This window comes from Streptomyces sannanensis (assembly GCF_039536205.1).
Lineage (GTDB): Bacteria > Actinomycetota > Actinomycetes > Streptomycetales > Streptomycetaceae > Streptomyces > Streptomyces sannanensis.
In genome coordinates, this window is record NZ_BAAAYL010000001.1 from 5,415,322 (window position 1) to 5,438,595 (window position 23,274).

The window sequence follows — 23,274 nt, forward strand, 5'->3', positions numbered from 1 at the left end:
GGAACGGGGCTCCGGTGCGCAGGCTTCCGGCCCGTCACCCCGGCCGGTGCGCCGCGGTTACGACGCCAGGCGGTACGCGCGCAGGACGGTCTGCTCCACCGTGCCGCCGTCGGTGTCCTGTGCCGTCGCCTTCAGGGAGACGAAGGGGCCGGCGCCGGCGGGCGGGTCGACCGTGACGCGGTACGCGCCGCCGTCGGCCGCGGAGACCTTGGCGTTCTGCCATGTCGCGCCGTCGTCGAAGGACACCTTGACCGTGAGGCGTTCCGTCTTGGCCGCGGGTGCGCCCGGCTGCCGGTCCACGCGGGTGACCAGGGTGTGCCGGGTGCGGGGCGCCTCGTTGTCGACATTGACGGGGGCGGTGAAGCGCACCACCGAGAGCGGCAGCGCGGCGGTGCGCGCCGTGCCGCCCGGGCCCGGTGTGACAGCGGCGGAGCGGAACGTCCAGGCCGTCTCCACCGTGGTGGAAAGCGACGCCCCCGGTTCGTCGCGGGTGGCCCGCGCGGTCAGCCGGTAGGCGGCCTCGTCGTCGGGTACGACGAACGCGGCCGCCGGCCAACGGTCACTCGACCCGACCTCCTGCCCGTCCCGCGACAGGGTGATACGCACCGTGTCCTGCTGCCGGTGCGGCAGCGGCGTTCCGTAGTGGTTCGGGGCCGCGTCGCTGAACAACTGCGGTTCCACGCTCATGGTGCCGTCGCTGCTGCGACCCATCGGCGGCACGCCGCCCCTGAGCGGCACCAGAGCCGGGCCGATGACGGCCGCGTTCCACCGGTCCACGCAGGTGCGGCCGGCCGCGCAGGTGACGACGCCGGTCTGGGTAACGGGCTTCGGAGAGATCTCGCCGCCCGTACCTTCTCCCATGCCGAAGTACGCCTCCCGGTACTGGCCGCGCACCGTCACGTATTCGGTGCGTGCCGCGGGCAGGGCGAAGTCCGGCTCCACGATGCTGAATGCCCCCAGACCGTCCTCGGTGGCGTAGCCGCCCGCCTCGCCCGCCGTACCAGGTCCCTGTGCGTGGTACACGTTCTTGATCACCGCGAGGTCCTCGCGGGCCACGCGGAAGGAGGGGTCGGGAAGAGAGCCCGTTGTGCGGACCAGCAGGTCGTAGTGGTCGGGCAGTTGTCCGTTCGTGGCCGTCGTGCCGTTCTGGGTGTTGCGGACGACGAAGTCCAGTACGCCGTGGGACACCTGACCGCCCGGCACGGCGAAGAGCCTCCCGGGCCGGCCCGTCACGAGATACCCGTCCGCGCACTCCCCTCCCGCTGCGGCGCTGTAGCAGTAGCCGGCCGACAGGGAGTACGGCTGTGCCCCGGAGCCGGGGACGACGACGCTGATCTCCTTGCCGTCCCGGGCGTCCACCGTGCGCTCGGTGTCCTGACGGATGTCCAGTTCCGGCTGGAGGAACATGGTCGCTGTCCGCGGGGCCCCGGCGGTCTCCGGGGTGGCCACATACCCGCCGAGGTTGTAGCGGCCTTCGGGCACGCGGGCCGTGGCCGTGCCGTCGGTGAAGGTGAGGTCGAACGACTCACCGGTCGACAGGTTCGTCAGCGACACCGAGGACCGGACGTAGTCCCCGCGGGAACCGGGCTGGAGCGGCGCTCCGTTGCGGTCGACGGCCTTGACCACGACCTGGTGGTACACGGCTTCCTTGGTGACGGCGAACGCGGGGCCGGTCACCGCGACGCCGCCCTCGGCGGTCGCGGTCAGCCGTCCGCTGAAGGAGGTGCCGGCCGCCGCGGTGCCGGGGTCGACGGTGACGGTCGCCCGTGCCGTTCCCCCGGCCGGGACGGTCACGGTGCCCGGCGAGACGGTGAACAGCCCTGCCGGTGCCGCGGTCCCGGACCGGTCGGTGGCGGCGGCGGTCACGGTGAGCACGACGTCGGCCGTACCGGCGTTGTGGTACGTGACGGTACGGGTGACCGGCGTGGTGGCCTTCGGGTCGGCGAAGTACACCCCGGTGTCCTCGGCGGTGGCCCATACGTTCTGGGAGATGGCACGGGCCACGTCCACACGTCCGGACCCCTGCTGGTAGGCCCCCTGCCCGGCGACCGGCTTCGCGGAGGACATCAGCGCGGCCTTGAGCCGCGCACCGTCCCAGTCGGGGTGTTCCTGGGCGAGCAGTGCGGCGGCGCCCGCCACGTGCGGCGCGGCCATCGACGTGCCCGACAGGGCGGTGTAACGCTCCCCGGCCGGAGTGCCGGTGGAGGTGCCGGCGGCGCGCGCCGCGACGATGTCCACACCCGGGGCGGTCACATCGGGCTTCACCACGTGCCCGCCCTCCCGGGGACCCTGGCTCGAGAAGTAGGCCAGCGCGTCGTCACGACCGACGGCACCCACGGTCAGCGCGGCATCGGCCGTACCGGGCGCGGCGACCGTACCGGCGCCGCCGTAGTTGCCCGCCGCGGCCACGAACAGCGTGCCGTACTGCGCGGAGAGGCTGTCGACTGCCTGCGAGAGCGGGTCGGTTCCGTCGCTTGGCCCACTGCCCAGGCTCATGTTGACGACGGTGGCCCGCGCCGCCGCCCACTCCATGCCCTGCAGCACCCACGACTCCTGGCCCTCGCCGTCGTCGTTCAGCACCTTGCCCACGAGGAGTTCGGCATCGGGCGCCACGCCCCGCAAGCGGCCGCCGGACGCGGCGCCGTCCCCGGCGATCGTGGAGGCCACATGCGTGCCATGGCCCTCACGGTCCGGAGCGCCGCTGCCGCTGGCACCGCCGTCCTCCGTGAAGTCCGAGGACTCACCGATCGAGCCGGCGAAATCGGGGTGCGTGGCGTCGATCCCGGTGTCCAGCACCGCGACCTTCACGCCCTTTCCCGTCCAGCCGGATTTCCACGCCTGAGGCGCCCCGATCTGGGCCGTGCTGCGGTCCAGGGTGGTCTTGACCCTGCCGTCGAGCCAGACCTTGGCCACACCGGGAGCCAGTGCCGCCGTCGGCTTGCGCTTCGCCGCGGCGGCGGGACCCAGCTGCCGCCACACACGGGACAGCCGTTTCTTGTCCGCTCGCAGCGCGGAGCCGTGAACGCTCTTCAGCGCCCGCACCTTACGGGCGCCGTCAGGTGCGGCGGGAACGGAGTTCTTGCCCACGGATGTGTCGTAGGTGACGATCAACGGCAGCCGGTCGCTGTGCGCGTCGTCGTATTTCTGCGCGACGAGTCCCTTGATGTCGAACAGCCGCGCGTCCAGCAGTCCCGCTCGCAGCGGACCCTCCGCGTCCTGCGGCACCAGAGACACCGAATTGCCGGATCTGCGCTGGGAGAACAGCATGTCCTCGCGCCCGGGGCCGGGCCGCACCGACATCACGGACACCGCGTTCCCCGCGCCGACCCGGACCGTGACCTGATCCCCCGTGATGAGCGTGACCTTCACCACGCGTCCTGTCCCGACCGCCGTGGCCGCCGCCGCGGGGGTGACCCCGCCGGGCAGCGGCGCACCGGCGGGCGGGGCGAGCGTCGTACCGACCACCAGAGCGCCCAGCACGGCGGCACTCAACAGGCCCGACGCACGTATGCCTTGCATACGCATCCTCTCGATGACGCGGTCCCCGCGCACCACTCCGCCACCCGTCGGCAACCAACAGGCGGGGGCGCGGGGCCGCTTGCTTACATGCCTTCGACCGGATGACGGCGTTGCGCGGCCCTGAGGATGTCAGCGGACGCCGGGGAATTTCCGCGAAAAGTTTCCGGCGATCCGTGACATCCCTCCGGCCGGTCCCCTCCGTCGGTGTGGTCAGAGACGAACGGAGGGCATGTGTTGCGTACTGGGGACCTGGAGGATTTCCGTGGTTTCGCCGAGGAGCGGTTGCCGCATCTGCGGCGCACCGCATTCCTGATGTGCGGTGACTGGCACCACGCCGAGGACATCACACAGACGGCACTGACGAAGCTGTACTCCGTGTGGGGGCGTCGGCGGCGGATACAGAACCTGGAGGCGTACGCCCACCGCGTGCTGACCCGGGCCTGCATCGACCACACACGACGGCGCTGGCGGCGGGAGCACCCCGCCCCGGAGCTTCCCGACCACGCCGAGCCCGGCGCGGACCTGGCACTCGCGCTCCAGGTTCGCGCGGCACTGGACGGCCTGCCGGCGCGCCAGCGTGCCGTGGTGGTCCTGCGCTACTGGGCCGACCTGGACATCGCCGCGACGGCCGCGGCCATGGGCTGCTCCATCGGCACCGTGAAGAGCCACACCGCGCGGGCACTGACCCGTCTGCGGGCCCTCCTGGGCGACGAGCACAGTCCCGACGCACTCGGGACGCTCGCCCAGTCCATCCACCACACCCGAGAGAAGGTCACTCTGTCATGAGCAACCAGAACGTCAGGAATCTGCTGGAGGCCGGGATCGGCGAGGAGCCACCGGTACGGACCACCGTGGACACCGTGGTCGCGGCCGGACGGCGCGTCAGGACCCGGCGACGTCTCGCGCTCACCGGCGCGGGCGTCACCTCCGCGGCGGCGGTGGCCGTACTGGCCCTGGTCGCACCCGGTGCCGGCCCGGCCACGAGCGGGTCCGCCCCCGACCTGCTCGTCGGCCCGCTGATGCCGGCCGGTGTCGGCACCGACGCTCCTCGCCCGCTGCGGCCCGACAGCTTCACTTCGGGGACCGAGCACACGACACGCTGGAGCAGCAAGCGGCTTGCCGACACCCTCGTCACACTGCTCCCCGAGGGCCGGACGACCACTCAGGACGGTGACTTCAAGGGCCGGACCTTCCGTGTGACATGGGACAACGGAAGCGGCGAGCTCGAGTTCACCGGCAGCGTCGGGTACACGGACAAGTCCGCGGACGTGCCGTTCTGCGCGAAGATCCCGCTGCCGAAGATCACGCACAGGGACGGGACGACGCCGCAGGACGTCATGCCGAGGGAGGACTGCGAGACGGTCGAACTCGCCGACGGCGCACGTGCGGAATCGGTGACACTGCGGGACCCCGTCGACGGCAGTGAGTCCCAGTACGTACGGGTGGAGCGCAAGGACGGCCGGAGCATGGCCCTTCAGCAGTGGGCGAAGCGGCCGACGACGCAGCCGCCGCTGGACGCCGACGCGCTGCTGGCCATCGCGAACAGCCCGGTCTGGCGGTTCTGACCGGCCGGGGGGCGGCTGCTGCGAGCAGCCGCCCCCTTCTGCTCCGAGTACGGTCAGGCGGAGAAGCGGTACACCGCCTGGGCGACGCACGCCGGCTTGGCCGAGCCGTCGATCTCCACGGTGAAGTCGACGACGACCTCCACACCGCCCCGCTGCAGAGCGGCCCGTGGGGGCCCCGGCAAGGTCGATGTGGCGGCCCTGATAGAGGGGCTGAGGCTGGAAGGCCACCTCGAGGTGTTCCATGGCAGCGCGACCCCCGGGGCCTTATGTCAACGCTATTGACGTTGTGCTGCGTGCGGCGGTCTGATGGCAGGAACCGGAGGCCAGCCCTCATGCCTACAAGGAGTCCCTCATGGATCCCGTCCGCGCGCTCCAGGACGCCCGCCCCACTCCGTTCTGGCTGGACGACCCCGGCCGTCCGGACGCCGCCTCGGCCCTGGTCGGGGACACCCGCTGCGACCTGCTCGTGGTCGGCGGCGGCTACACCGGGCTGTGGACCGCGCTCATCGCCAAGGAGCGCGACCCCTCGCTCGATGTCGTCCTGGTGGAGGGCGAGGAGATCGGCTGGGCCGCCTCCGGCCGCAACGGCGGCTTCTGCGAGTCCAGCCTCACCCACGGCCTGCACAACGGCCTGGCGCGCTGGCCGGACGAGCTCGACCGGCTGGAGCGGCTCGGCCGGGAGAACCTCCAGGCCATCGAGGACGCCGTCAAGCGATACGGCATCGACTGCGACTGGGAGCGCACCGGCTCCATCGTCGTGGCGACCGAGCCGTACCAGCTGCCGGACCTGAAGGAGACGGCCGAAGTCGCCGCCCGCTACGGCAGCGAGCTGACGGTCCTGGACGCCGGCCAGGTCCGGGCGGAGATCGACTCGCCCACCTTCCTCGGCGGCGTCTGGGACAAGGACGGCGTCGCGATGCTCAACCCGGCCCGGCTCGCCTGGGGCCTCAAGCAGGCGTGCCTGGACATGGGAGTGCGCCTTTACGAGCACACCCCTGCCACCTCGATCACCGAGGCCGGTCCGGGGATCACCGTCCGCACCCCCTACGGACGAGTCGGTGCGCGCCATGTCGCCCTGGCCACCAATGTCTTCCCCTCCCTGATCCGGCGTCATCGCCCGTACACGGTCCCGGTGTACGACTACGCGCTGATGACCGAACCGCTGACGGACGAGCAGCTCGCCTCGGTCGGCTGGCGCAACCGCCCGGGGTTCGCGGACAGCACCAACCAGTTCCACTACGTGCGGCTCTCCGCCGACAACCGCATCCTGTGGGGCGGCTACGACGCCGTGTACCACTACCGGGGCCGGGTGCGCGCCGAACACGACCAGCGGCCGCAGACCTTCGCCACCTTGGCCGGGCACTTCTTCCGGACCTTCCCGCAGCTGGAGGGCGTGCGATTCAGCCATGCCTGGGGCGGCGCCATCGACACCTCCACCCGCTTCTGTGCCTTCTTCGACACCAGCCACCACGGCAGGACCGCCTACGCGGCCGGCTTCACCGGCCTCGGTGTGGGTGCCACCCGGTTCGCGGCGGAGGTGATGCTCGACCTCCTGGCCGGTGAGCGCACGGAGCGCACCGCGCTCGAGATGGTCCGCCGCAAGCCGCTGCCCTTCCCGCCGGAGCCCTTCCGTTCGGCGGGGATCGGCATCACCAAGTGGTCCCTCGCCCGCGCGGACGAGAACGAGGGCCGCCGCAATCTCTGGCTCAGAACCCTCGACCGCTTCGGCCTCGGCTTCGACAGCTGAGCGAAGGCCGGTCCGCGCAGGCGGACCGGCCTTTGTCATGTGCGCCCAGCATGGGCGATTGCTTGGGGGTGAAAGTCCCCTGGGGGAAGAGGTGGTGCTAACCCCGAGCCGGAGGCAAGGGCGTCACCGTGAGGTGGGGTCTGGAGGAAGCCCGAGGCGAGACCTGGGTACCGAGGAACACGAACCGTGTATGAGGCGTGCTGGTCGGGTGAGCCTGCATGGCAAGGCGAAGCCCGTCACTGCCAAGAAGGCCAGTGCGTAAACGCGGCGGAGATCCAGGGACAGTGATCGTTCTTACCTGGGGAGATCTGTTCGGGTGTCGGTTGTGCTGAGGTGTCGCCGCGCCGACGGAGTGGGCCGGGAGGCCGACTCTGACCGGGCAGAAGTCAGCAGAGGCCGTAGTACCAGCCGGGATGGCCGTCGCCTGGTGATGGGCTGGGAAGGGCCGAACATCGAGTGGAACGGGTGATGTGGTGGTTGCTCGTGCTGGTCACATGGACCGCGGCAAGTCCGCTTCGGCGGTGCCGACCGGGGAGGGACCGGTGCATTCCGGAAGTGTCCCGGCGGAGCGTAGTGGCCGGTCGGCGCACTCCATGGAGGACGTTCACCGGGAGCGGGAGTCCTCGCTGTGGGAGCGGATGCTCTCCAGGGAGAACCTGCTCGCGGCGCTCAACCGCGTCGAAGTGAACCGGGGTGCACCCGGAGTGGATGGCATGACTACGGCTGAGTTGCGGCCGTGGATCGCAGTGCACTGGCCTGAAGTGAGGGCCGAACTCGACGCGGGCATCTACCGGCCGGCGCCGGTCCGTCAGGTGATCATCCCGAAGCCTGGTGGCGGCGAGCGGATGCTGGGGGTGCCGCGGGTGCTGGACCGCTTGATCCAGCAGGCCATCGCGCAAGTACTCGTGCCCATCTTCGACCCGCAGTTCTCGGGGTCGTCCTTCGGATTCCGTCCCGGCCGGTCCGCCCATCAGGCGGTCCGGGTCGCGCGGCGGGCGATCGAGGACGGCTACCGGTGGGTCGTGGACCTTGATCTGGACCGGTTCTTCGACCGGGTCCAGCATGACGTCCTGATGGCGCGGGTCGCGCGCAAGGTCGCTGACCGCAGGGTCTTGAGACTGGTCCGCAGGTATTTGGAAGCCGGGATCATGGTGGACGGCATCAAGATGCCGAGCGAAGAGGGGACCCCGCAGGGGTCCCCGCTGTCGCCGGTGCTGTCGAACATCATGCTCGACGACCTGGACCGGGAACTGTTCAGGCGCGGTCACCGGTTCGTGCGCTACGCCGACGACGTGCGCGTCTTCGTGCGGAGCGAACGAGCCGCCAGAAGGGTGCTCGCCTCGGTCACGGCCGTGGTCGAGCAGCGGCTGAAACTGATGGTCAACCGGGAGAAGTCGAAGGTGGGCCACGCCCGCTCGGCGGTGCTGCTGGGGTTCGGCTTCTACTTCACCCGGGCCGGGGTCAGGATCCGGGTCGATCCGAAGGCGGTCAAGCGCCTGAAGGACCGGCTGCGGGAGTTGACCTCGCGCCGGTGGAGCATCGCGATGGATGAACGCATCGCGAAGATCAACCGCTTCACCACCGGATGGATGGGCTACTTCCAGCTAGCGGACACCCCGAAGGTGTTCAGGGAGCTGGACGAGTGGTTCCGCCGCAGGATGCGGCAGATCCGCTGGAAGGAATGGAAGCTCCCCAAGGCCCGGTTCAGGAACCTCCGCGAGCTCGGCATCGCCGAGTGGAAGGCCCGCGAATGGGCGGGCAGCGGCAAGGGTTACTGGCGGATCGCGGGATCGGCTGTCCTTCAGCGGGCGATGCCCAACTCTCACTGGGACGACCTCGGCCTGCGCATGCTCAAGCCGACCTGGCAACGGTTGAGATCAGCTTGATGAACCGCCGGATGCGTGGCCCGCATGTCCGGTGGTGTGAGAGGAGGGACGGGCGACCCGTCCCTCCTACTCGATTTCCCGGTCCGCGCCCGCGGATTGGAGCCGGACGACGCGCCGGGAGGTCTCAACTCGGGAAAGACTGCCGCCCAACCCTGCACCCGATCTTGCTCAGTTGATGTGAAGTGGACTATACCTGTCGGCGTCCGCACAGCCGGTAGACAACCCTGCACGACCCAGCTTCACTGACCGCGGTGGCGGGGCCCTTCGCCTTCAGGCGAATGCGTACGGGCGACCGGTACACCGCCTGAGTCCTGGAGAAGGCGAGGACTTGAGCATGGGATCCACCTCCGCCCACAACAATGAGGGCCTCGGCCGTCGCGATCTGATCAAGCGTTCCGCTGCGCTCGGCCTGATCTCCGTCCCGACGATGAGTTTCCTGTCCGCCTGCGCCAGCGGCGACAGCGGCAGCGACGAGAAGGTCGAAAAGGGCAAGAAGACCGCCACGAACCCGTTGGCCGTCAACGAGTCGGCACCGCTCGAGGTCGTCATCTTCGACGGCGGTTTCGGCACGAAGTACGCCGAGGACGCCAGCGCCGTCTACAAGAAGAACTTCCCGAACGCCACCGTCAAGTTCTCCAAGACCCAGAAGATCCAGTCCGTCCTCCAGCCGCGGTTCAACGGCGGCAACCCGCCGGACCTCATCGACAACTCCGGTGCGCAGCAGATGGACATGGGTGTCCTGGTCGGCAAGAACCAGCTGGCCGACCTCACCCCGCTGCTGGACGCCCCGTCCATCGACGACCCGAACAAGAAGGTCCGCGACACCCTGCGCCCCGGCATCGTGGAGATGGGACAGTTCGACGGTCAGCCGGTGTGGATCCTGTACTACGCCTACACCGTGTACGGCGTGTGGTACTCGCAGACCGCGCTCGAGAAGCTCGACGCCACGTACCCCGAGACCTGGGACGAGATGCTCGCCCTGTGCGAGAAGGCGAAGAAGAAGGGCATCGCCGGCTGGACCTACGCCGGCAAGTACCCCTACTACCTGCCGTTCTCGCTCTATCCGTTCATCGCCAAGATCGGCGGCCGCGAGGTCCTCGACGCGATCGACAACCTGGAGCCCAACGCCTGGAAGCACCCGGCGGTCAAGGCGGCCTTCGAGGCGTACTACGAGCTCTACAAGAAGGGCTACATCCTCAAGGGCACGCCCGGCATCGACCACATCCAGTCGCAGACGGCCTGGACGCAGGGCAAGGCGCTCTTCATCCCGAACGGTTCCTGGGTGGAGAACGAGGCCGCGAAGACGACTCCGGCGGACTTCAAGATGGCCGTCAGCGCCCCCTCGAGCCTGGACGCCTCCGACAAGATGCCGTTCGGCACCATCTGGGCCTCCGGCGGCGAGCCCTTCATCGTCCCGGCCAAGGCGAAGAACGTGCAGGGAGGCATGGAGCAGCTGCGCATCATGCTCAGCGAGGCATCCTCGAAGAACTTCACCGACTCGGTGAAGTCCCTGACCGCCCTCAACGGCGGCACCGACGGCCTCACCCTGACCGCCGGTCTCCAGGCCGGCGTCGACGCGCTGAAGAAGGCCGGGGACAACGTGGTGAACCCCCGCCTGCAGGACTGGTACGTGAAGCTGCAGAAGGAGCAGATCGGCGTCGCGGGTCTGGGCGAGATGATGGCGGGCCGGCTCACCCCGGCCGAGGCGATCAAGAAGATCCAGGGCTTCGCCGACGCGGCGGCCAAGGACCCCAACATCAAGCACTACAAGCACCAGTAGAAGTGACGGTGCGTCACCAGCTGTGGCACTCGCGGGAAGATCGGGGTCGGTAAACCATGCAGCACGGCAAATACCGGTTCATCGTGGGGTTCTTGGCGGCTCCTCTGGCGTTGTACGCGCTCTTCGTCATATGGCCGTTCATCCAGTCCATCTACTACTCGTTCACGGACTGGACCGGCCTGAGCCCCGACTTCAGGATGACCGGCTTCGATAACTACGCCCGGATGCTGGACGATGACGTCTTCTGGAAGTCCCTGCAGCACAGCCTGCTGTTCGCGCTGCTGCTGCCGCTGGTGACGCTCGGCCTGGCGCTGTTCTTCGCCTTCATGCTCAATGTCGGCGGACGGCGCCGCAGGGGCGCGGCCATCGCCGGAGTGCGAGGCTCGTCCTTCTACAAGATCGCCTATTTCTTTCCGCAGGTGCTGTCGATCGCGATCGTCGCCCTGCTGTTCCAGTTCGCGTACAACCCGAACGACGGGGCGATCAACGGAGCGCTCAAGGCCGTCGGCCTCGACGGCGTCCAGCCCGAATGGCTGGGCGATCCCGGTCTCGCCCTGTGGTGCGTGATGGCCGTCCTGGTCTGGAGCACGGTCGGATTCTTCGTGGTGCTGTTCTCTGCCGGTATGGCCTCGATCCCGAAGGACTTCTACGAGGCGGCGCTCCTGGACGGCGCCGGCAGGTTCACCACCTTCTTCCGGATCACCCTGCCGCTGCTCTGGGACACCGTGCAGTCCGGCTGGGTGTACATGGGAATCCTGGCGCTGGGCGCGGAATCCTTCGCGGTGGTGCAGATCATGACCGTGGGGCCGGGCGGCCCCGACTACTCGACGACCGTTCTGCCGCTGTACGTCTACCAGGCGGCATTCCGCGACGGTCAGGCGGGCTACGCGACCACGATCGGTGTCGCCCTCCTCGTCGTCACCCTGGCCTTCGCGGCCGTCGTGATGCGGGTGGGCCGACGCGAGCGGCTGGAGTTCTGATGCTGCGCTTTCCCGGAGGACACCCCCCGGACATCCGGCAGGCTGTGCTTTCCCGGGGGACGCCCCCGGACATCCGGCAGGCTGTGCTTTCCCGGGAGACATCCCCGGACCCCCGACGGAAAGACGGCTCGGTCGCAGCGGCCGGCATGACAGCGCGAGGTGGATCCGAGTGAAGACCACTGACACCCCCACCGCGGACACCACGCCGGCCGAGAACCGCCCCTCCGTCGCGAAAGCGCCCGGTGCCGCGGCGGCGCGCGGGAAGTCGGGAGAGGGCCAGGTCCTCAATGTCTTCTCGCACGGCATCCTGATCATCTGGGCCTTCATGGTCGTGCTGCCGCTGATCTGGGCGGTCATGACCTCCTTCAAGACCGACGCGGGAATCTTCAACTCGCCCTGGGCGCTGCCCGACAGGCTCCATTTCGAGAACTGGTCGCGGGCCTGGACCGAAGCCCATATGAGCGACTACTTCCTGAACACCATCGTGGTGGTGGGCGGCTCGCTCGTCGGCACACTGCTGTTCGGCTCCATGGCCGCGTACGTCCTGGCGCGCTTCGAGTTCCCCGGGAACCGCTTCATCTACTACCTCTTCATCGGAGGGATGAGCTTCCCGGTGATGCTGGCGCTGGTGCCGCTGTTCTACGTGCTGAACAACATCTCCCTGCTCAACACGCTGCACGGCCTGGTCCTCGTCTACATCGCCTACTCGCTGCCGTTCACCGTGTTCTTCCTGACGGCCTTCTTCCGTACGCTGCCGACCTCGGTGGCCGAGGCGGCCCTGATCGACGGGGCCTCGCACACCAGGACCTTCTTCCAGGTCATGCTGCCCATGGCCAAGCCCGGTCTGATCAGCGTCGGCATCTTCAACTTCCTCGGCCAGTGGAACCAGTACATGCTGCCCACTGTCCTCAACACCGATCCCGACAAGAAGGTGCTCTCCCAGGGCCTGGTCGAGCTGGCCGTCAGTCAGGGGTACAAGGGCGACTGGTCGGGGCTCTTCGCGGGCCTGGTGATGGCCATGCTGCCGGTCCTGGTCGTCTATTTCATCTTCCAGCGCCAGGTCCAGGCCGGTCTCACGGCGGGAGCGCTGAAATAACGGCTGAAACAGCCGCTGGAAAAGGTATTCCGGGAAAGCGGCCTGGGAAAATTAGGCGCGGCGGCAATTTTGCCGCATTTATTAAACTGTTGACCTTGATAGGCCTGGGCTGGCATGGGCGGCGAAGGAGAATGACCCCCGCGGAGGGGCGGGCTGCCCCTGCCGGTCTTGTCACTCAAGGTCTTGACGGGAGACGCAGGGGGAGGCTGAGCTTAGAGTTCACATGTTGGAGACAGCTGGACTCGGTCGGGGCCTCATCGGCGCGGCCTCGCAGGGTAGGAGTGGTGAGTCGATGGAGACTCCGGGGTCGCAGACATCTCTGCATCGGGCCAATCTCGAGCGGGTCGTGCGGGCGGTGCGCATGGCGGGCTCGCTCACTCAGGCGGAGATCGCCCGGACCACCGGTCTTTCCGCAGCCACGGTCTCCAATATCGTTCGGGAACTGAAGGATGGCGGCACCGTCGAGGTCACCCCGACCTCCGCAGGCGGCCGCCGGGCCCGCAGCGTCTCGCTCAGCGGCTCCGCCGGCATCGTCATCGGCGTCGACTTCGGCCATACGCACCTCAGGGTGGCGGTCGGCAATCTGGCCCACGAGGTACTGGTCGAGGAGGCCGAGCCGCTGGATGTCGACGGCTCCTCCGCCGAAGGCTTCGACCGGGCGGAAGCCCTGGTCAATCGGCTGATCGAGGCCACCGGCATCGGCCGGGACAAGGTGATCGGGGTCGGCCTCGGGGTACCGGGACCGATCGATGTCGAGACCGGCCGGCTGGGCTCCGGCTCGATCCTTCCGGGCTGGTCCGGCATCAGCCCCGCCGACGAGCTGTCCGAGCGCCTCCGTGTGCCGGTGTACGTCGACAGCGACGCCAATCTGGGTGCCCTCGGCGAGCTGGTGTGGGGCAGCGGCAAAGGTGTGAAGGACCTGGCCTACATCAAGGTGGCCAGTGGCGTCGGCGCCGGCCTCGTGATCAACGGCCGGATCTACCGGGGCCCGGGCGGCACGGCCGGTGAGATCGGCCACATCACCCTGGACGAGTCGGGCCCGGTCTGCCGCTGTGGCAACCGGGGCTGTCTGGAGACCTTCGCGGCCGCCCGGTACGTACTGCCGCTGCTGCAGGCCGGCCACGGGCCGGATCTGACCATGGAGCGCGTGGTCCGGCTGGCCGCCGAGGGCGACCCCGGCTGCCGGCGAGTGATCGCCGACGTCGGCCGGCACATCGGCAGCGCCGTCGCCAGCCTCTGCAATCTGCTCAACCCCAGTCGGGTGGTGCTCGGCGGTGATCTGGCGGAGGCCGGTGAGCTGGTGCTGGGCCCGATCCGCGACTCGGTCACGCGTTACGCCATCCCCAGCGCGGCCGGGCAGCTCTCCGTACTGTCCGGGGCCCTCGGCGGGCGGGCGGAGGTACTGGGCGCGCTGGCGCTCGTACTGAACGAGATGGGGGACTCGACGCTGCTGGGCAGCGCCCCGGCGGCGGGCGACTGAGCACCGCGGGTGAACGCGTCGGGGCAGCGGCCGGTGACCGGATCCGCCGGACAGTACGTGATCGTCACCGACGCCGGGCACATACGCACGTCAGTCGCACGGGTGACACGTAATACACAGCCCGATGACTGCGGCTCCCGACGGAACATTAGACTCGGCAGACCGACCGGTAAGGCTCGACCAGCTCAATGGCAAGGAGGCACGGGTGGCTTTGCTGACCCGTATCACGGGACCGCGCGACCTCGACGGGCTGACCCCGGAGCAGCTGGACCAGCTGGCCGCAGAGATCAGGACGTTCCTCGTCGACTCGGTCTCCAAGACCGGTGGACACCTCGGCCCCAACCTCGGTGTGGTCGAGCTCACCATCGCCCTGCACCGGGTCTTCGAATCGCCGAAGGACAAGGTGCTGTTCGACACCGGGCACCAGTCGTACGTGCACAAACTGCTCACCGGCCGACAGGACTTCAGCAGGCTGCGCGCCAAGGGCGGCCTGTCCGGCTACCCGTCGCGCGCCGAGTCCGAGCACGACGTCATCGAGAACTCGCACGCCTCCACCGTCCTCGGCTGGGCGGACGGCCTGGCCAAGGCCAACCAGGTGCTGAAGAAGGACGACCACGTCGTCGCGGTCATCGGTGACGGCGCGCTCACCGGCGGCATGGCCTGGGAGGCGCTGAACAACATCGCCGACGCCAAGGACCGGCCCCTCGTCATCGTCGTCAACGACAACGAGCGTTCGTACGGGCCCACCATCGGCGGCCTCGCCAACCACCTCGCCACGCTCCGCACGACCGACGGCTACGAGCGCTTCCTGGCCCGCGGCAAGGAGATCCTCGACCGCACCCCGGTCGTCGGGAGGCCGCTCTACGAGACCCTGCACGGCGCCAAGAAGGGCCTCAAGGACTTCATCGCCCCGCAGGGCATGTTCGAGGACCTCGGTCTGAAGTACGTCGGCCCGATCGACGGCCACGACATCGCCGCCCTGGAGTCCGCCCTCCAGCGTGCCAAGCGCTTCAACGGCCCCGTCATCGTCCACTGCCTCACCGAGAAGGGCCGCGGCTACAAGCACGCCGAGCAGGACGAGGCCGACCGCTTCCACGGCATCGGCCCGATCCACCCCGACACCGGCCTGCCCATCAAGACCGCGGCCGCCAGCTGGACCTCCGTCTTCGCCGACGAGATGGTCAAGATCGGCCGGGACCGCCCGGACGTGGTCGCGATCACCGCGGCGATGCTCCACCCCGTGGGCCTGAAGAAGTTCGCGGACGCCTTCCCGGACCGGGTGTACGACGTCGGCATCGCCGAGCAGCACGCCGCGGTCTCCGCGGCGGGCCTCGCCACCGGCGGGCTGCACCCCGTCTTCGCGGTGTACGCCACCTTCCTCAACCGCGCCTTCGACCAGGTGCTGATGGACGTGGCCCTGCACAAGTGCGGTGTGACCTTCGTCCTCGACAGGGCCGGTGTCACGGGTGACGACGGTGCCTCGCACAACGGCATGTGGGACATGTCGATCCTCCAGGTCGTACCGACCCTGCGGATCGCCGCCCCGCGTGACGCCGAGCAGCTGCGTGCCCAGCTCCGTGAAGCGGTCGACGTGAAGGACGCCCCGACCGTCGTCCGCTACTCGAAGGGCGTGGTCGGCCCGGCCGTCCCCGCCGTCGGCCGGATCGGCGGCATGGACGTCCTGCGCGGCGCCGGTACGGACCGCCCGGACGTGCTCCTCGTCTCGGTCGGCGGGCTCGCCCCGATGTGCCTGGAGATCGCCGACCTGCTCGACAAGCAGGGCATCTCGTCGACCGTCGTCGACCCGCGCTGGGTCAAGCCGGTCGACGAGGCGCTGGCCCCGCTCGCCGAGCAGCACCGCGTCGTCGTCACCGTCGAGGACAACAGCCGCGTCGGCGGCGTCGGTTCCGCGGTGTCCCAGGCGTTGCGCGACGCCGGTGTCGACGTACCGCTGCGCGACTTCGGCATCCCGGCGCGCTTCCTCGACCACGCCTCCCGCAAGGAGGTCATGGCCGAGATCGGGCTGACCGCTCCGGACATCGCCCGCCAGGTGACGGGTCTGGTCGCCAGGATCGACGGCCGCTTCGAGGACGAGGCCGTGGAGCCCGCCCGCGACTGATCCAGCGTGACCTGCGATGGGCCGGTCGGACCACCTCATCGGTGGCCGACCGGCCCGTTCGTGTGAAAACCACTTCTCCGGCGCGCGCCCCGGCCCCACCCTCTCGATCATGGCCTTAGGTCCTGTCCGGTCGATCAGATCGGATCAGGGAGCGCCCGCCGCAGAGCGGCTGGTGTCCCGGTGGTGCCGTGCATCGCAAGGCGGAGGAGGGAGTCCATGCGGTGGGGGCACCTCCCAGCGGTAGCTGGGGGAGCGTCGTGAGCCCGGCATGATCGGCCGGGCAGGGCCTAGGCCGATGGGTACGGAGGTACGCCGGTGAGTACAGAGCAGCAGTCCCCACGGAGATCGGGGGTGTTCCGGACCAAGACCGTCGAGCAGTCCATCCGTGACACCGAGGAGCCGGAACACCGGCTGCGGAAATCCCTCTCGGCCTGGGACCTCACGGTCTTCGGTGTGGGCGTCATCATCGGCACCGGCATCTTCGTCCTCACCGGGAAGGTGGCCAAGGAGAACGCGGGCCCCGCGACGTCCCTGGCCTTCATCGTCGCGGGCATCGTCTGCGCGCTCGCGGCCCTGTGCTACGCCGAGTTCGCCTCCACCGTCCCGGTGGCGGGCTCCGCGTACACGTTCTCGTACGCCTCGATCGGCGAGCTGCCCGCCTGGATCATCGGCTGGGACCTGGTGCTCGAATTCGCCCTGGGCACCGCCGTGGTGGCCGTCGGCTGGTCCGGCTATGTCCGCTCACTGCTGGACAACGTCGGCTTGCACCTGCCGGCCGTGCTGTCGGGGGTGGACGTGCCGGGAGGCGTCTTCGACATCCTCGCCTTCGCACTGGTTCTGGTGCTGACGGCGGTCCTGGTCATCGGTGTGAAGCTGTCCGCGCGCATCACGACGATCATCGTCTCCATCAAGGTGACCGTGGTGATGATCGTGATCGTCGCGGGCCTGTTCTTCATCAAGGCCGAGAACTACTTGCCCTTCATCCCCCCGAAGCAGCTCCAGCCGACCGAATCGGGCTTCGCCCAACCGCTGATCCAGCTGCTGTTCGGTTATCAGCCCACGAACTTCGGTGTGATGGGCATCTTCACCGCCGCGTCCGTCGTCTTCTTCGCCTTCATCGGCTTCGACGTCGTGGCGACCGCGGCCGAGGAGACCAAGGTGCCGCAGCGTGACATGCCCCGCGGCATCCTCGGCTCGCTCTTCATCTGCACCGTGCTGTACGTCGCCGTGGCACTCGTCATCACCGGTATGGAGCACTACACCCGGATCTCGGTGAGCGCCCCGCTCGCCGACGCGTTCAAGGCCGTCGGCCACCCCTTCTACGCCGGTGTCATCAGCTTCGGCGCGGCCATCGGCCTCACCTCCGTGTGCATGATCCTGCTGCTCGGCCAGACCCGCGTGTTCTTCGCGATGAGCCGCGACGAACTGCTGCCGCGTTTCTTCTCCATCACCCACCCGCGCTTCGGCACCCCCTACCGGCCGACCGTCCTGCTCGGCGTGGTCATCGCGATCGTCGCGGGCTTCACCAGCATCAACGAGCTGGCGACGCTGGTGAACATCGGTACGCTCTTCGCCTTCGTCGTCGTCGCGCTCGGCGTGATCATCCTCCGCCGCACCCGCCCCGACCTGCCCCGCGCGTTCCGCACCCCGATGGTGCCCCTGATCCCCGTCCTGTCCATCGCGGCCTCGGTCTGGCTGATGCTCAACCTGCCGACCGAGACCTGGCTGCGGTTCGCGATCTGGATGGTGATCGGCTTCGTCGTGTACTTCCTGTACGGGCGCAGCCACAGCCGCCTTGCCGGCGGACGGCGCTGACCGGGCGGAATGCCAGGGCCGGACGGGGAACTCGACGCACTGCAGGGAGGGTGGCGGCGGCAATGGCGCCGAGGTCAGTCCGCAGAACCGGGCGGGCCGTACCCGTCAGGAGGCGCCCGCCGCGCGGGCGACAGGGCCGGCTGCGGGCCGGTGACCGCTCCGGGGCAAGGACGGCAGGCTCACCGCCTGTGTGCGGGGTGAGGGCGGGATTCTGCGCTCGGAGAAGGGGCCCTGGAGGCGGTGCTCGCCGCCAGGGCCCCTTCCGCTGTCGTACGGAACCGCGGCTGCCCCGGCTCTGCATCGGAGCCGGGGCAGCCGCACATCGCCGCGTGGGCGTTACGCCGGGACGCTCGCCACGCCCTGCGCCAGGAACCTCTTGCCGTTCACGCGCTCGGAGACACCCTCACGGTCCAGGTACGGCGTGATGCCGCCCAGGTGGAAGGGCCAGCCGGCACCGGTGATCAGGCAGAGGTCGATGTCCTGGGCCTCGGCCACGACACCCTCCTCCAGCATCAGACCGATCTCCTGCGCGACCGCGTCCAGGACGCGGGCCCGCACCTGCTCCTCGGTCAGGACGACGTCGCCCTGCTCCAGTAGGGCGGCGACCTCCGGGTCCAGCTCCGGCTTGCCGGAGTCGTACACGTAGAAGCCGCGCTTTCCGGCCTCGACGACGGCCTTCAGGTTGGGGGAGACCTTGAAACGCTCCGGGAAGGCGCGGTTGAGGGTCTCGGACACGTGCAGGCCGATGGCCGGGCCGACGAGCTCCAGCAGCACCAGCGGCGACATCGGCAGACCGAGCGGCTCGACGGCCTTCTCGGCCACCTGGACCGGGGTGCCCTCGTCGATGACGTTCTGGATCTCGCCCATGAAGCGGGTCAGGATGCGGTTCACGACGAACGCCGGGGCGTCCTTGGTGAGGACCGCGGTTTTCTTCAGTTTCTTGGCGACGGCGAAGGCCGTGGCCAGCGACGCGTCGTCGGTCTGCTCGCCGCGGACGATCTCCAGCAGCGGGAGGACCGCGACCGGGTTGAAGAAGTGGAAGCCGACCACGCGCTCCGGGTGCTGCAGCTTCGAGGCCATCTCGGAGACCGACAGCGAGGAGGTGTTGGTGGCGAGGATCGCGTGCGCCGGGGCGACCGCCTCGACCTCGGCGAACACCTTCTGCTTGACCGTCATCTCCTCGAACACGGCCTCGATGACGAAGTCCGCGTCCGCGAAGCCCTCGGCCTTGTCGAGCACACCGGTCACCAGGGCCTTGAGGCGGTTGGCCTTGTCCTGGTCGATGCGGCCCTTGCCGAGCAGCTTCTCGATCTCGCCGTGGACGTAGCCCACGCCCTTGTCGACACGCTCCTGGTCGATGTCGGTGAGAACCACCGGCACCTCCAGGCGGCGCAGGAACAGCAGCGCCAGCTGGGAGGCCATGAGCCCCGCGCCGACGACGCCGACCTTGGTGACGGGCCGGGCAAGGGACTTGTCCGGGGCGCCGGCCGGGCGCTTGGCGCGCTTCTGCACCAGGTTGAAGGCGTAGATACCGGAGCGCAGTTCGCCGCCCATGATGAGGTCGGCGAGTGTCACGTCTTCCGCGTCGAAGCCTTTCTGCAGGTCGCCGTCCTTGGCCGCCTCGATGATGTCCAGCGCGCGGTATGCGGCCGGGGCCGCGCCGTGCACCTTGGAGTCGGCGATGAACCGGCCGCGGGCGACGGCCTGGTCCCAGGCCTCGCCGCGGTCCACCTCGGCCCGTACGACCTCGGTCTCGCCCTGCAGCACGCGAGCGGTCCACAGCAGGGACTGCTCCAGGAAGTCCGCACCCTCGAAGATCGCGTCCGCGATGCCGAGCTCGAAGACCTGGGAGCCCTTCAGCTGCTTGTTCTGGTTCAGCGAGTTCTCGATGACGACCGAGACCGCCTTCTCCGCGCCGATCAGGTTCGGCAGGATCGTGCAGCCGCCCCAGCCCGGGACCAGGCCCAGGAAGACCTCGGGCAGCGAGAAGGCCGGCAGGGCCTTCGAGACGGTGCGGTACGTGCAGTGCAGACCGACCTCGACACCGCCGCCCATCGCCGCGCCGTTGTAGTAGGCGAAGGTGGGAACGGCCAGCCCGGACAGCCGCTTGAAGACGTCGTGGCCGCCCTTGCCGATGGCCAGGGCCTCCTCGCGCCTCTTCAGGAGCTCGACGCCCTTGAGGTCGGCGCCGACCGCGAAGACGAACGGCTTGCCGGTGATTCCGACGCCGACGATCGCGCCCTCGGCGGCCTCCTTCTCGACCTGGTCGATGGCGGCGTCGAGGTTCGCCAGCGACTGCGGGCCGAAGGTGGTCGGCTTGGTGTGGTCGAAGCCGTTGTCCAGCGTGATGAGGGCGAACCTGCCCGCGCCGTACGGCAGATCGAGGTGGCGGACGTGCGCCTGCGTGACGACCTCGTCCGGGAAGAGCTCGGCCGCGCCCTTCAGAAGCTCAGCGGTGGTGCTCATGCCACTCCCTCGCTTCGCTCGGTCGAGCGCTCCCGGCCTTCGGCCGGGAGGTACCCCCAGCACGTGTTGCACCTTTCCATTGTTCGCTCGCTCCGCTCGCTCACTTGCCCTCCCAGTGGGGGTTCTCCCAGATGACCGTGGCGCCCATGCCGAAGCCGACGCACATGGTGGTGAGGCCGTAGCGGACCTCGGGCTGCTCCTCGAACTGGCGGGCCAGCTGCGTCATCAGACGGACGCCGGAGGAGGCCAGCGGGTGGCCGTACGCGATGGCGCCGCCGTACTGGTTGACGCGGGCGTCGTCGTCGGCGATGCCGTAGTGCTCCAGGAAGGCCAGGACCTGCACGGCGAATGCCTCGTTGATCTCGAACAGGCCGATGTCCTCGATGGACAGACCGGCCTGGGCGAGCGCCTTCTCGGTCGCCGGGATCGGGCCGTAGCCCATGACCTCGGGCTCGACGCCCACGAAGGCGTACGAGACCAGGCGCATCTTGACCGGGAGGTTGTTCTCGCGGGCGAAGTCCTCGGAGGCGATGATCGAGGCGGTGGCGCCGTCGTTCAGGCCCGCGGCGTTGCCGGCGGTGACGCGCCCGTGGACGCGGAACGGCGTCTTGAGGTTCGCCAGGTTCTCCAGGGTCGTACCCGGGCGCATCGGCTCGTCGGCGGTGACCAGACCCCAGCCGGTCTCGCCCGCCGAGCCCGCGGCGGAGCCGCTGTCGGGCACAGTGGTACGGCGGACGGCGATCGGCACCAGGTCCTGCTGGATCTTGCCGTCGGCGTACGCCTTGGCGGCCTTCTCCTGCGAGCGCACGGCGTACTCGTCGGCCCGCTGCTTGGTGATGCTCGGGTAGCGGTCGTGCAGGTTCTCCGCCGTCATGCCCATGAACAGGGCCGACTCGTCGACCAGCTTCTCGCTCACGAAGCGCGGGTTCGGGTCGACGCCCTCGCCCATCGGGTGGCGGCCCATGTGCTCGACACCACCGGCGATGGCGACGTCGTACGCGCCGAAGGCCACGCTGCCCGCGACCGTGGTCACGGCCGTCAGGGCACCGGCGCACATGCGGTCGATCGAGTACCCGGGGACGGACTGCGGGAGGCCCGCGAGGATGCCCGCGGTCCGGCCGATGGTCAGGCCCTGGTCACCGATCTGCGTGGTCGCGGCGATGGCGACCTCGTCGACCTTCTTGGGGTCGAGGTCCGGGTTGCGGCGCAGCAGCTCCCGGATCGCCTTCACGACAAGGTCGTCGGCGCGGGTCTCGTGGTAGATGCCCTTCGGGCCCGCCTTGCCGAACGGGGTGCGGACGCCGTCGACGAAGACGACGTCCCTGACGGTACGAGGCACGATGGCTCTCCTCCAGGGTGCGGGATGGCACTGCTGCGGAGCACGCCCCGGGGGCGCGCCGCACACCGTCATGCTACTTGCGAGTAACCAAGCTGCCCAGTCCCCTCGCCGGGAGCGGTGAACGTCACACCCGCCGGCCCGGCGCGGGGGACGTTCCGGGTACAGAAGAGACCCCCGGCCTCGAGGCCGGGGGTCGGGTCACGCGGAGGCCGTCAGGGCCTTGGCCAGCAGGGGGCCGACCAGCTTGATCTGCCAGGCGCGGGCGCCCAGGGCCGCGAGCGCCGCGCCCACCGTTTCGGGCGTGGCGGGCTTCGGCGGCTCCCAGCAGATCCGGCGGACGGTGTCCGGAGTGATCAGGTTCTCCTGGGGCATGTTCAGCTGTTCCGCCAGCGCCGAGACGGCCGTACGCGCCGCGGAGAGCCGTGCCGCCGCGACCGGGTCCTTGTCCGCCCAGGCGCGCGGCGGAGGCGGTCCGGTGACCGGCTGGCCCGGCTGGGGCAGCTCGGATTCCGGCAGGGCCTTGGCACGGTCGACCGCGGCCTGCCACTGCTCCAGCTGGCGGCGGCCCGCCCGGCCGCCGAAACCGGGCAGCTCGCCCAGAGCGTGCACGTTCGGCGGCAGGGCGAGCGCGGCCTCGATGATGGCCGCGTCGCTGAGCACCTTGCCGGGCGAGACGTCGCGGCGCTGGGCGATCCGGTCGCGAGCGGTCCACAGTTCCCGTACGACGGCCATCTGCCGGCGTCTGCGGACCTTGTGCATTCCCGACGTACGCCGCCAGGGGTCCTTGCGTGGCGGGGCGGGCGGGGCTTCGGCGATCGCGGCGAACTCCTGCCGGGCCCACTCCAGCTTGCCCTGCCGGTCGAGCTCCTTCTCCAGCGCGTCCCGCAGGTCGACGAGCAGCTCCACGTCGAGCGCGGCATAGCGCAGCCACGGCTCGGGCAGCGGCCGGGTCGACCAGTCGACGGCGGAGTGCCCCTTCTCCAGCGCGTAGCCGAGAACGGACTCGACCATGGCGCCGAGGCCGACTCGGGGGAAGCCGGCCAGTCGTCCGGCCAGTTCCGTGTCGAACAGCCGGTTCGGGATCATGCCTATCTCACGCAGGCAGGGCAGGTCCTGGGTGGCCGCGTGGAGGATCCATTCGGTGTCCGCGAGCACGGCGCCCAGTCCGGAGAGGTCGGGGCAGCCCACCGGGTCGATCAGGGCGCTGCCCGCGCCCTCGCGGCGCAGCTGGACGAGGTAGGCCTTCTGTCCGTAGCGGTAGCCGGAGGCCCGCTCGGCGTCCACGGCCACCGGGCCGGTGCCGGCGGCGAACGCGGCGATCACCTCGTCGAGGGCTTCCTGGGTGGCCACCACCGGCGGGATGCCCTCGCGGGGCTCCAGCAAGGGAATCGGCACCCCATCGACTGCGACGCCGTCGTCCGGGGGGCCGCCCCCGGTGGTGCGCAGTGCTGTCTCTGCTGCGGTCTCTTGGGCGTCGGTCAC

The 23,274-nt window shown here is 69.5% G+C and carries 15 protein-coding genes; 10 read left to right on the forward strand and 5 right to left on the reverse strand.

The features are described 5' to 3' along the window. Nucleotides 1-57 precede the first annotated feature (57 nt). Complete coding sequence (locus ABD858_RS25285; RefSeq protein ID WP_345041598.1) at nucleotides 58-3,519, reverse strand: S8 family serine peptidase; 3,462 nt, start codon at nucleotides 3,517-3,519, stop codon at nucleotides 58-60. 234 nt (nucleotides 3,520-3,753) lie between these two features. Between ABD858_RS25285 and ABD858_RS25290 the strand changes: the two genes are divergently transcribed. Then, on the forward strand, nucleotides 3,754-4,305 hold the full coding sequence (locus ABD858_RS25290) for a SigE family RNA polymerase sigma factor (protein ID WP_345041600.1): 552 nt from the start codon (nucleotides 3,754-3,756) through the stop codon (nucleotides 4,303-4,305). Beyond that, nucleotides 4,302-5,084 (forward strand): hypothetical protein, encoded by a 783-nt coding sequence (locus ABD858_RS25295; protein ID WP_345041602.1) that lies wholly within the window; start codon nucleotides 4,302-4,304, stop codon nucleotides 5,082-5,084. Before ABD858_RS25290 ends, ABD858_RS25295 begins: the two co-directional genes overlap by 4 nt. Before the next feature lie 53 nt (nucleotides 5,085-5,137). Here ABD858_RS25295 and ABD858_RS25300 read toward each other — a convergent pair whose 3' ends face one another. Next, complete coding sequence (locus ABD858_RS25300; protein ID WP_345041605.1) at nucleotides 5,138-5,266, reverse strand: hotdog family protein; 129 nt, start codon at nucleotides 5,264-5,266, stop codon at nucleotides 5,138-5,140. 170 nt (nucleotides 5,267-5,436) lie between these two features. On the opposite strand from ABD858_RS25300, the gene ABD858_RS25305 reads away from it, so the two are divergent. From ABD858_RS25305 to ABD858_RS25340, 8 genes are all read left to right on the forward strand, one after another. Further along, a complete protein-coding gene (locus ABD858_RS25305) occupies nucleotides 5,437-6,831 on the forward strand; it encodes an NAD(P)/FAD-dependent oxidoreductase (protein ID WP_345041607.1) in 1,395 nt (464 codons plus the stop codon). Between the two features lie 593 nt (nucleotides 6,832-7,424). Then, nucleotides 7,425-8,717 (forward strand): group II intron reverse transcriptase/maturase, encoded by a 1,293-nt coding sequence (gene ltrA / locus ABD858_RS25310; protein WP_345035340.1) that lies wholly within the window; start codon nucleotides 7,425-7,427, stop codon nucleotides 8,715-8,717. Nucleotides 8,718-9,051: 334 nt separating this feature from the next. Continuing rightward, nucleotides 9,052-10,497, forward strand: coding sequence for an N-acetylglucosamine/diacetylchitobiose ABC transporter substrate-binding protein (gene ngcE, locus ABD858_RS25315; RefSeq protein ID WP_345041609.1), 1,446 nt, complete (start codon nucleotides 9,052-9,054; stop codon nucleotides 10,495-10,497). A gap of 56 nt (nucleotides 10,498-10,553) precedes the next feature. After that, on the forward strand, nucleotides 10,554-11,477 hold the full coding sequence (locus tag ABD858_RS25320) for a carbohydrate ABC transporter permease (RefSeq protein ID WP_345041612.1): 924 nt from the start codon (nucleotides 10,554-10,556) through the stop codon (nucleotides 11,475-11,477). A 169-nt stretch (nucleotides 11,478-11,646) separates the two neighbouring features. Then, nucleotides 11,647-12,573 (forward strand): carbohydrate ABC transporter permease, encoded by a 927-nt coding sequence (locus ABD858_RS25325; RefSeq protein ID WP_345041614.1) that lies wholly within the window; start codon nucleotides 11,647-11,649, stop codon nucleotides 12,571-12,573. A gap of 292 nt (nucleotides 12,574-12,865) precedes the next feature. After that, entirely contained in the window at nucleotides 12,866-14,053 is a 1,188-nt protein-coding gene (locus ABD858_RS25330) for an ROK family transcriptional regulator (RefSeq protein WP_345041616.1), read from the forward strand. 205 nt (nucleotides 14,054-14,258) lie between these two features. Beyond that, nucleotides 14,259-16,172 carry a 1-deoxy-D-xylulose-5-phosphate synthase gene (gene dxs, locus ABD858_RS25335; protein WP_345041619.1) on the forward strand — a complete coding sequence of 638 codons (1,914 nt, stop codon included), beginning with the start codon at nucleotides 14,259-14,261 and terminating at the stop codon, nucleotides 16,170-16,172. Nucleotides 16,173-16,487: 315 nt separating this feature from the next. After that, a complete protein-coding gene (locus ABD858_RS25340) occupies nucleotides 16,488-17,987 on the forward strand; it encodes an amino acid permease (RefSeq protein ID WP_345041621.1) in 1,500 nt (499 codons plus the stop codon). Nucleotides 17,988-18,323: 336 nt separating this feature from the next. Here the strand turns inward: ABD858_RS25340 and ABD858_RS25345 are convergent, their stop codons facing one another. From ABD858_RS25345 to ABD858_RS25355, 3 genes are all read right to left on the reverse strand, one after another. Continuing rightward, nucleotides 18,324-20,453: a 3-hydroxyacyl-CoA dehydrogenase NAD-binding domain-containing protein gene (locus tag ABD858_RS25345; protein ID WP_345041624.1), complete on the reverse strand. Its 2,130-nt coding sequence runs from the start codon at nucleotides 20,451-20,453 to the stop codon at nucleotides 18,324-18,326. A gap of 100 nt (nucleotides 20,454-20,553) precedes the next feature. Next, a complete protein-coding gene (locus ABD858_RS25350; RefSeq protein WP_345041626.1) occupies nucleotides 20,554-21,792 on the reverse strand; it encodes a thiolase family protein in 1,239 nt (412 codons plus the stop codon). Nucleotides 21,793-21,990: 198 nt separating this feature from the next. After that, the gene (locus ABD858_RS25355; protein WP_345041629.1) at nucleotides 21,991-23,274 is read right to left on the reverse strand and encodes an HRDC domain-containing protein; all 1,284 of its coding nucleotides are present in this window, start codon (nucleotides 23,272-23,274) and stop codon (nucleotides 21,991-21,993) included.

Coding starts and splice junctions, on each gene's coding strand:
- ABD858_RS25285 (WP_345041598.1), bottom strand. CDS start 3,519: ATGCAAGGCATACGTGCGTCGGGCCTGTTGAGTGCCGCCGTGCTGGGC.
- ABD858_RS25295 (WP_345041602.1), top strand. CDS start 4,302: ATGAGCAACCAGAACGTCAGGAATCTGCTGGAGGCCGGGATCGGCGAG.
- ABD858_RS25305 (WP_345041607.1), top strand. CDS start 5,437: ATGGATCCCGTCCGCGCGCTCCAGGACGCCCGCCCCACTCCGTTCTGG.
- ltrA (WP_345035340.1), top strand. CDS start 7,425: ATGGAGGACGTTCACCGGGAGCGGGAGTCCTCGCTGTGGGAGCGGATG.
- ngcE (WP_345041609.1), top strand. CDS start 9,052: ATGGGATCCACCTCCGCCCACAACAATGAGGGCCTCGGCCGTCGCGAT.
- ABD858_RS25320 (WP_345041612.1), top strand. CDS start 10,554: ATGCAGCACGGCAAATACCGGTTCATCGTGGGGTTCTTGGCGGCTCCT.
- ABD858_RS25330 (WP_345041616.1), top strand. CDS start 12,866: ATGGAGACTCCGGGGTCGCAGACATCTCTGCATCGGGCCAATCTCGAG.
- ABD858_RS25345 (WP_345041624.1), bottom strand. CDS start 20,453: ATGAGCACCACCGCTGAGCTTCTGAAGGGCGCGGCCGAGCTCTTCCCG.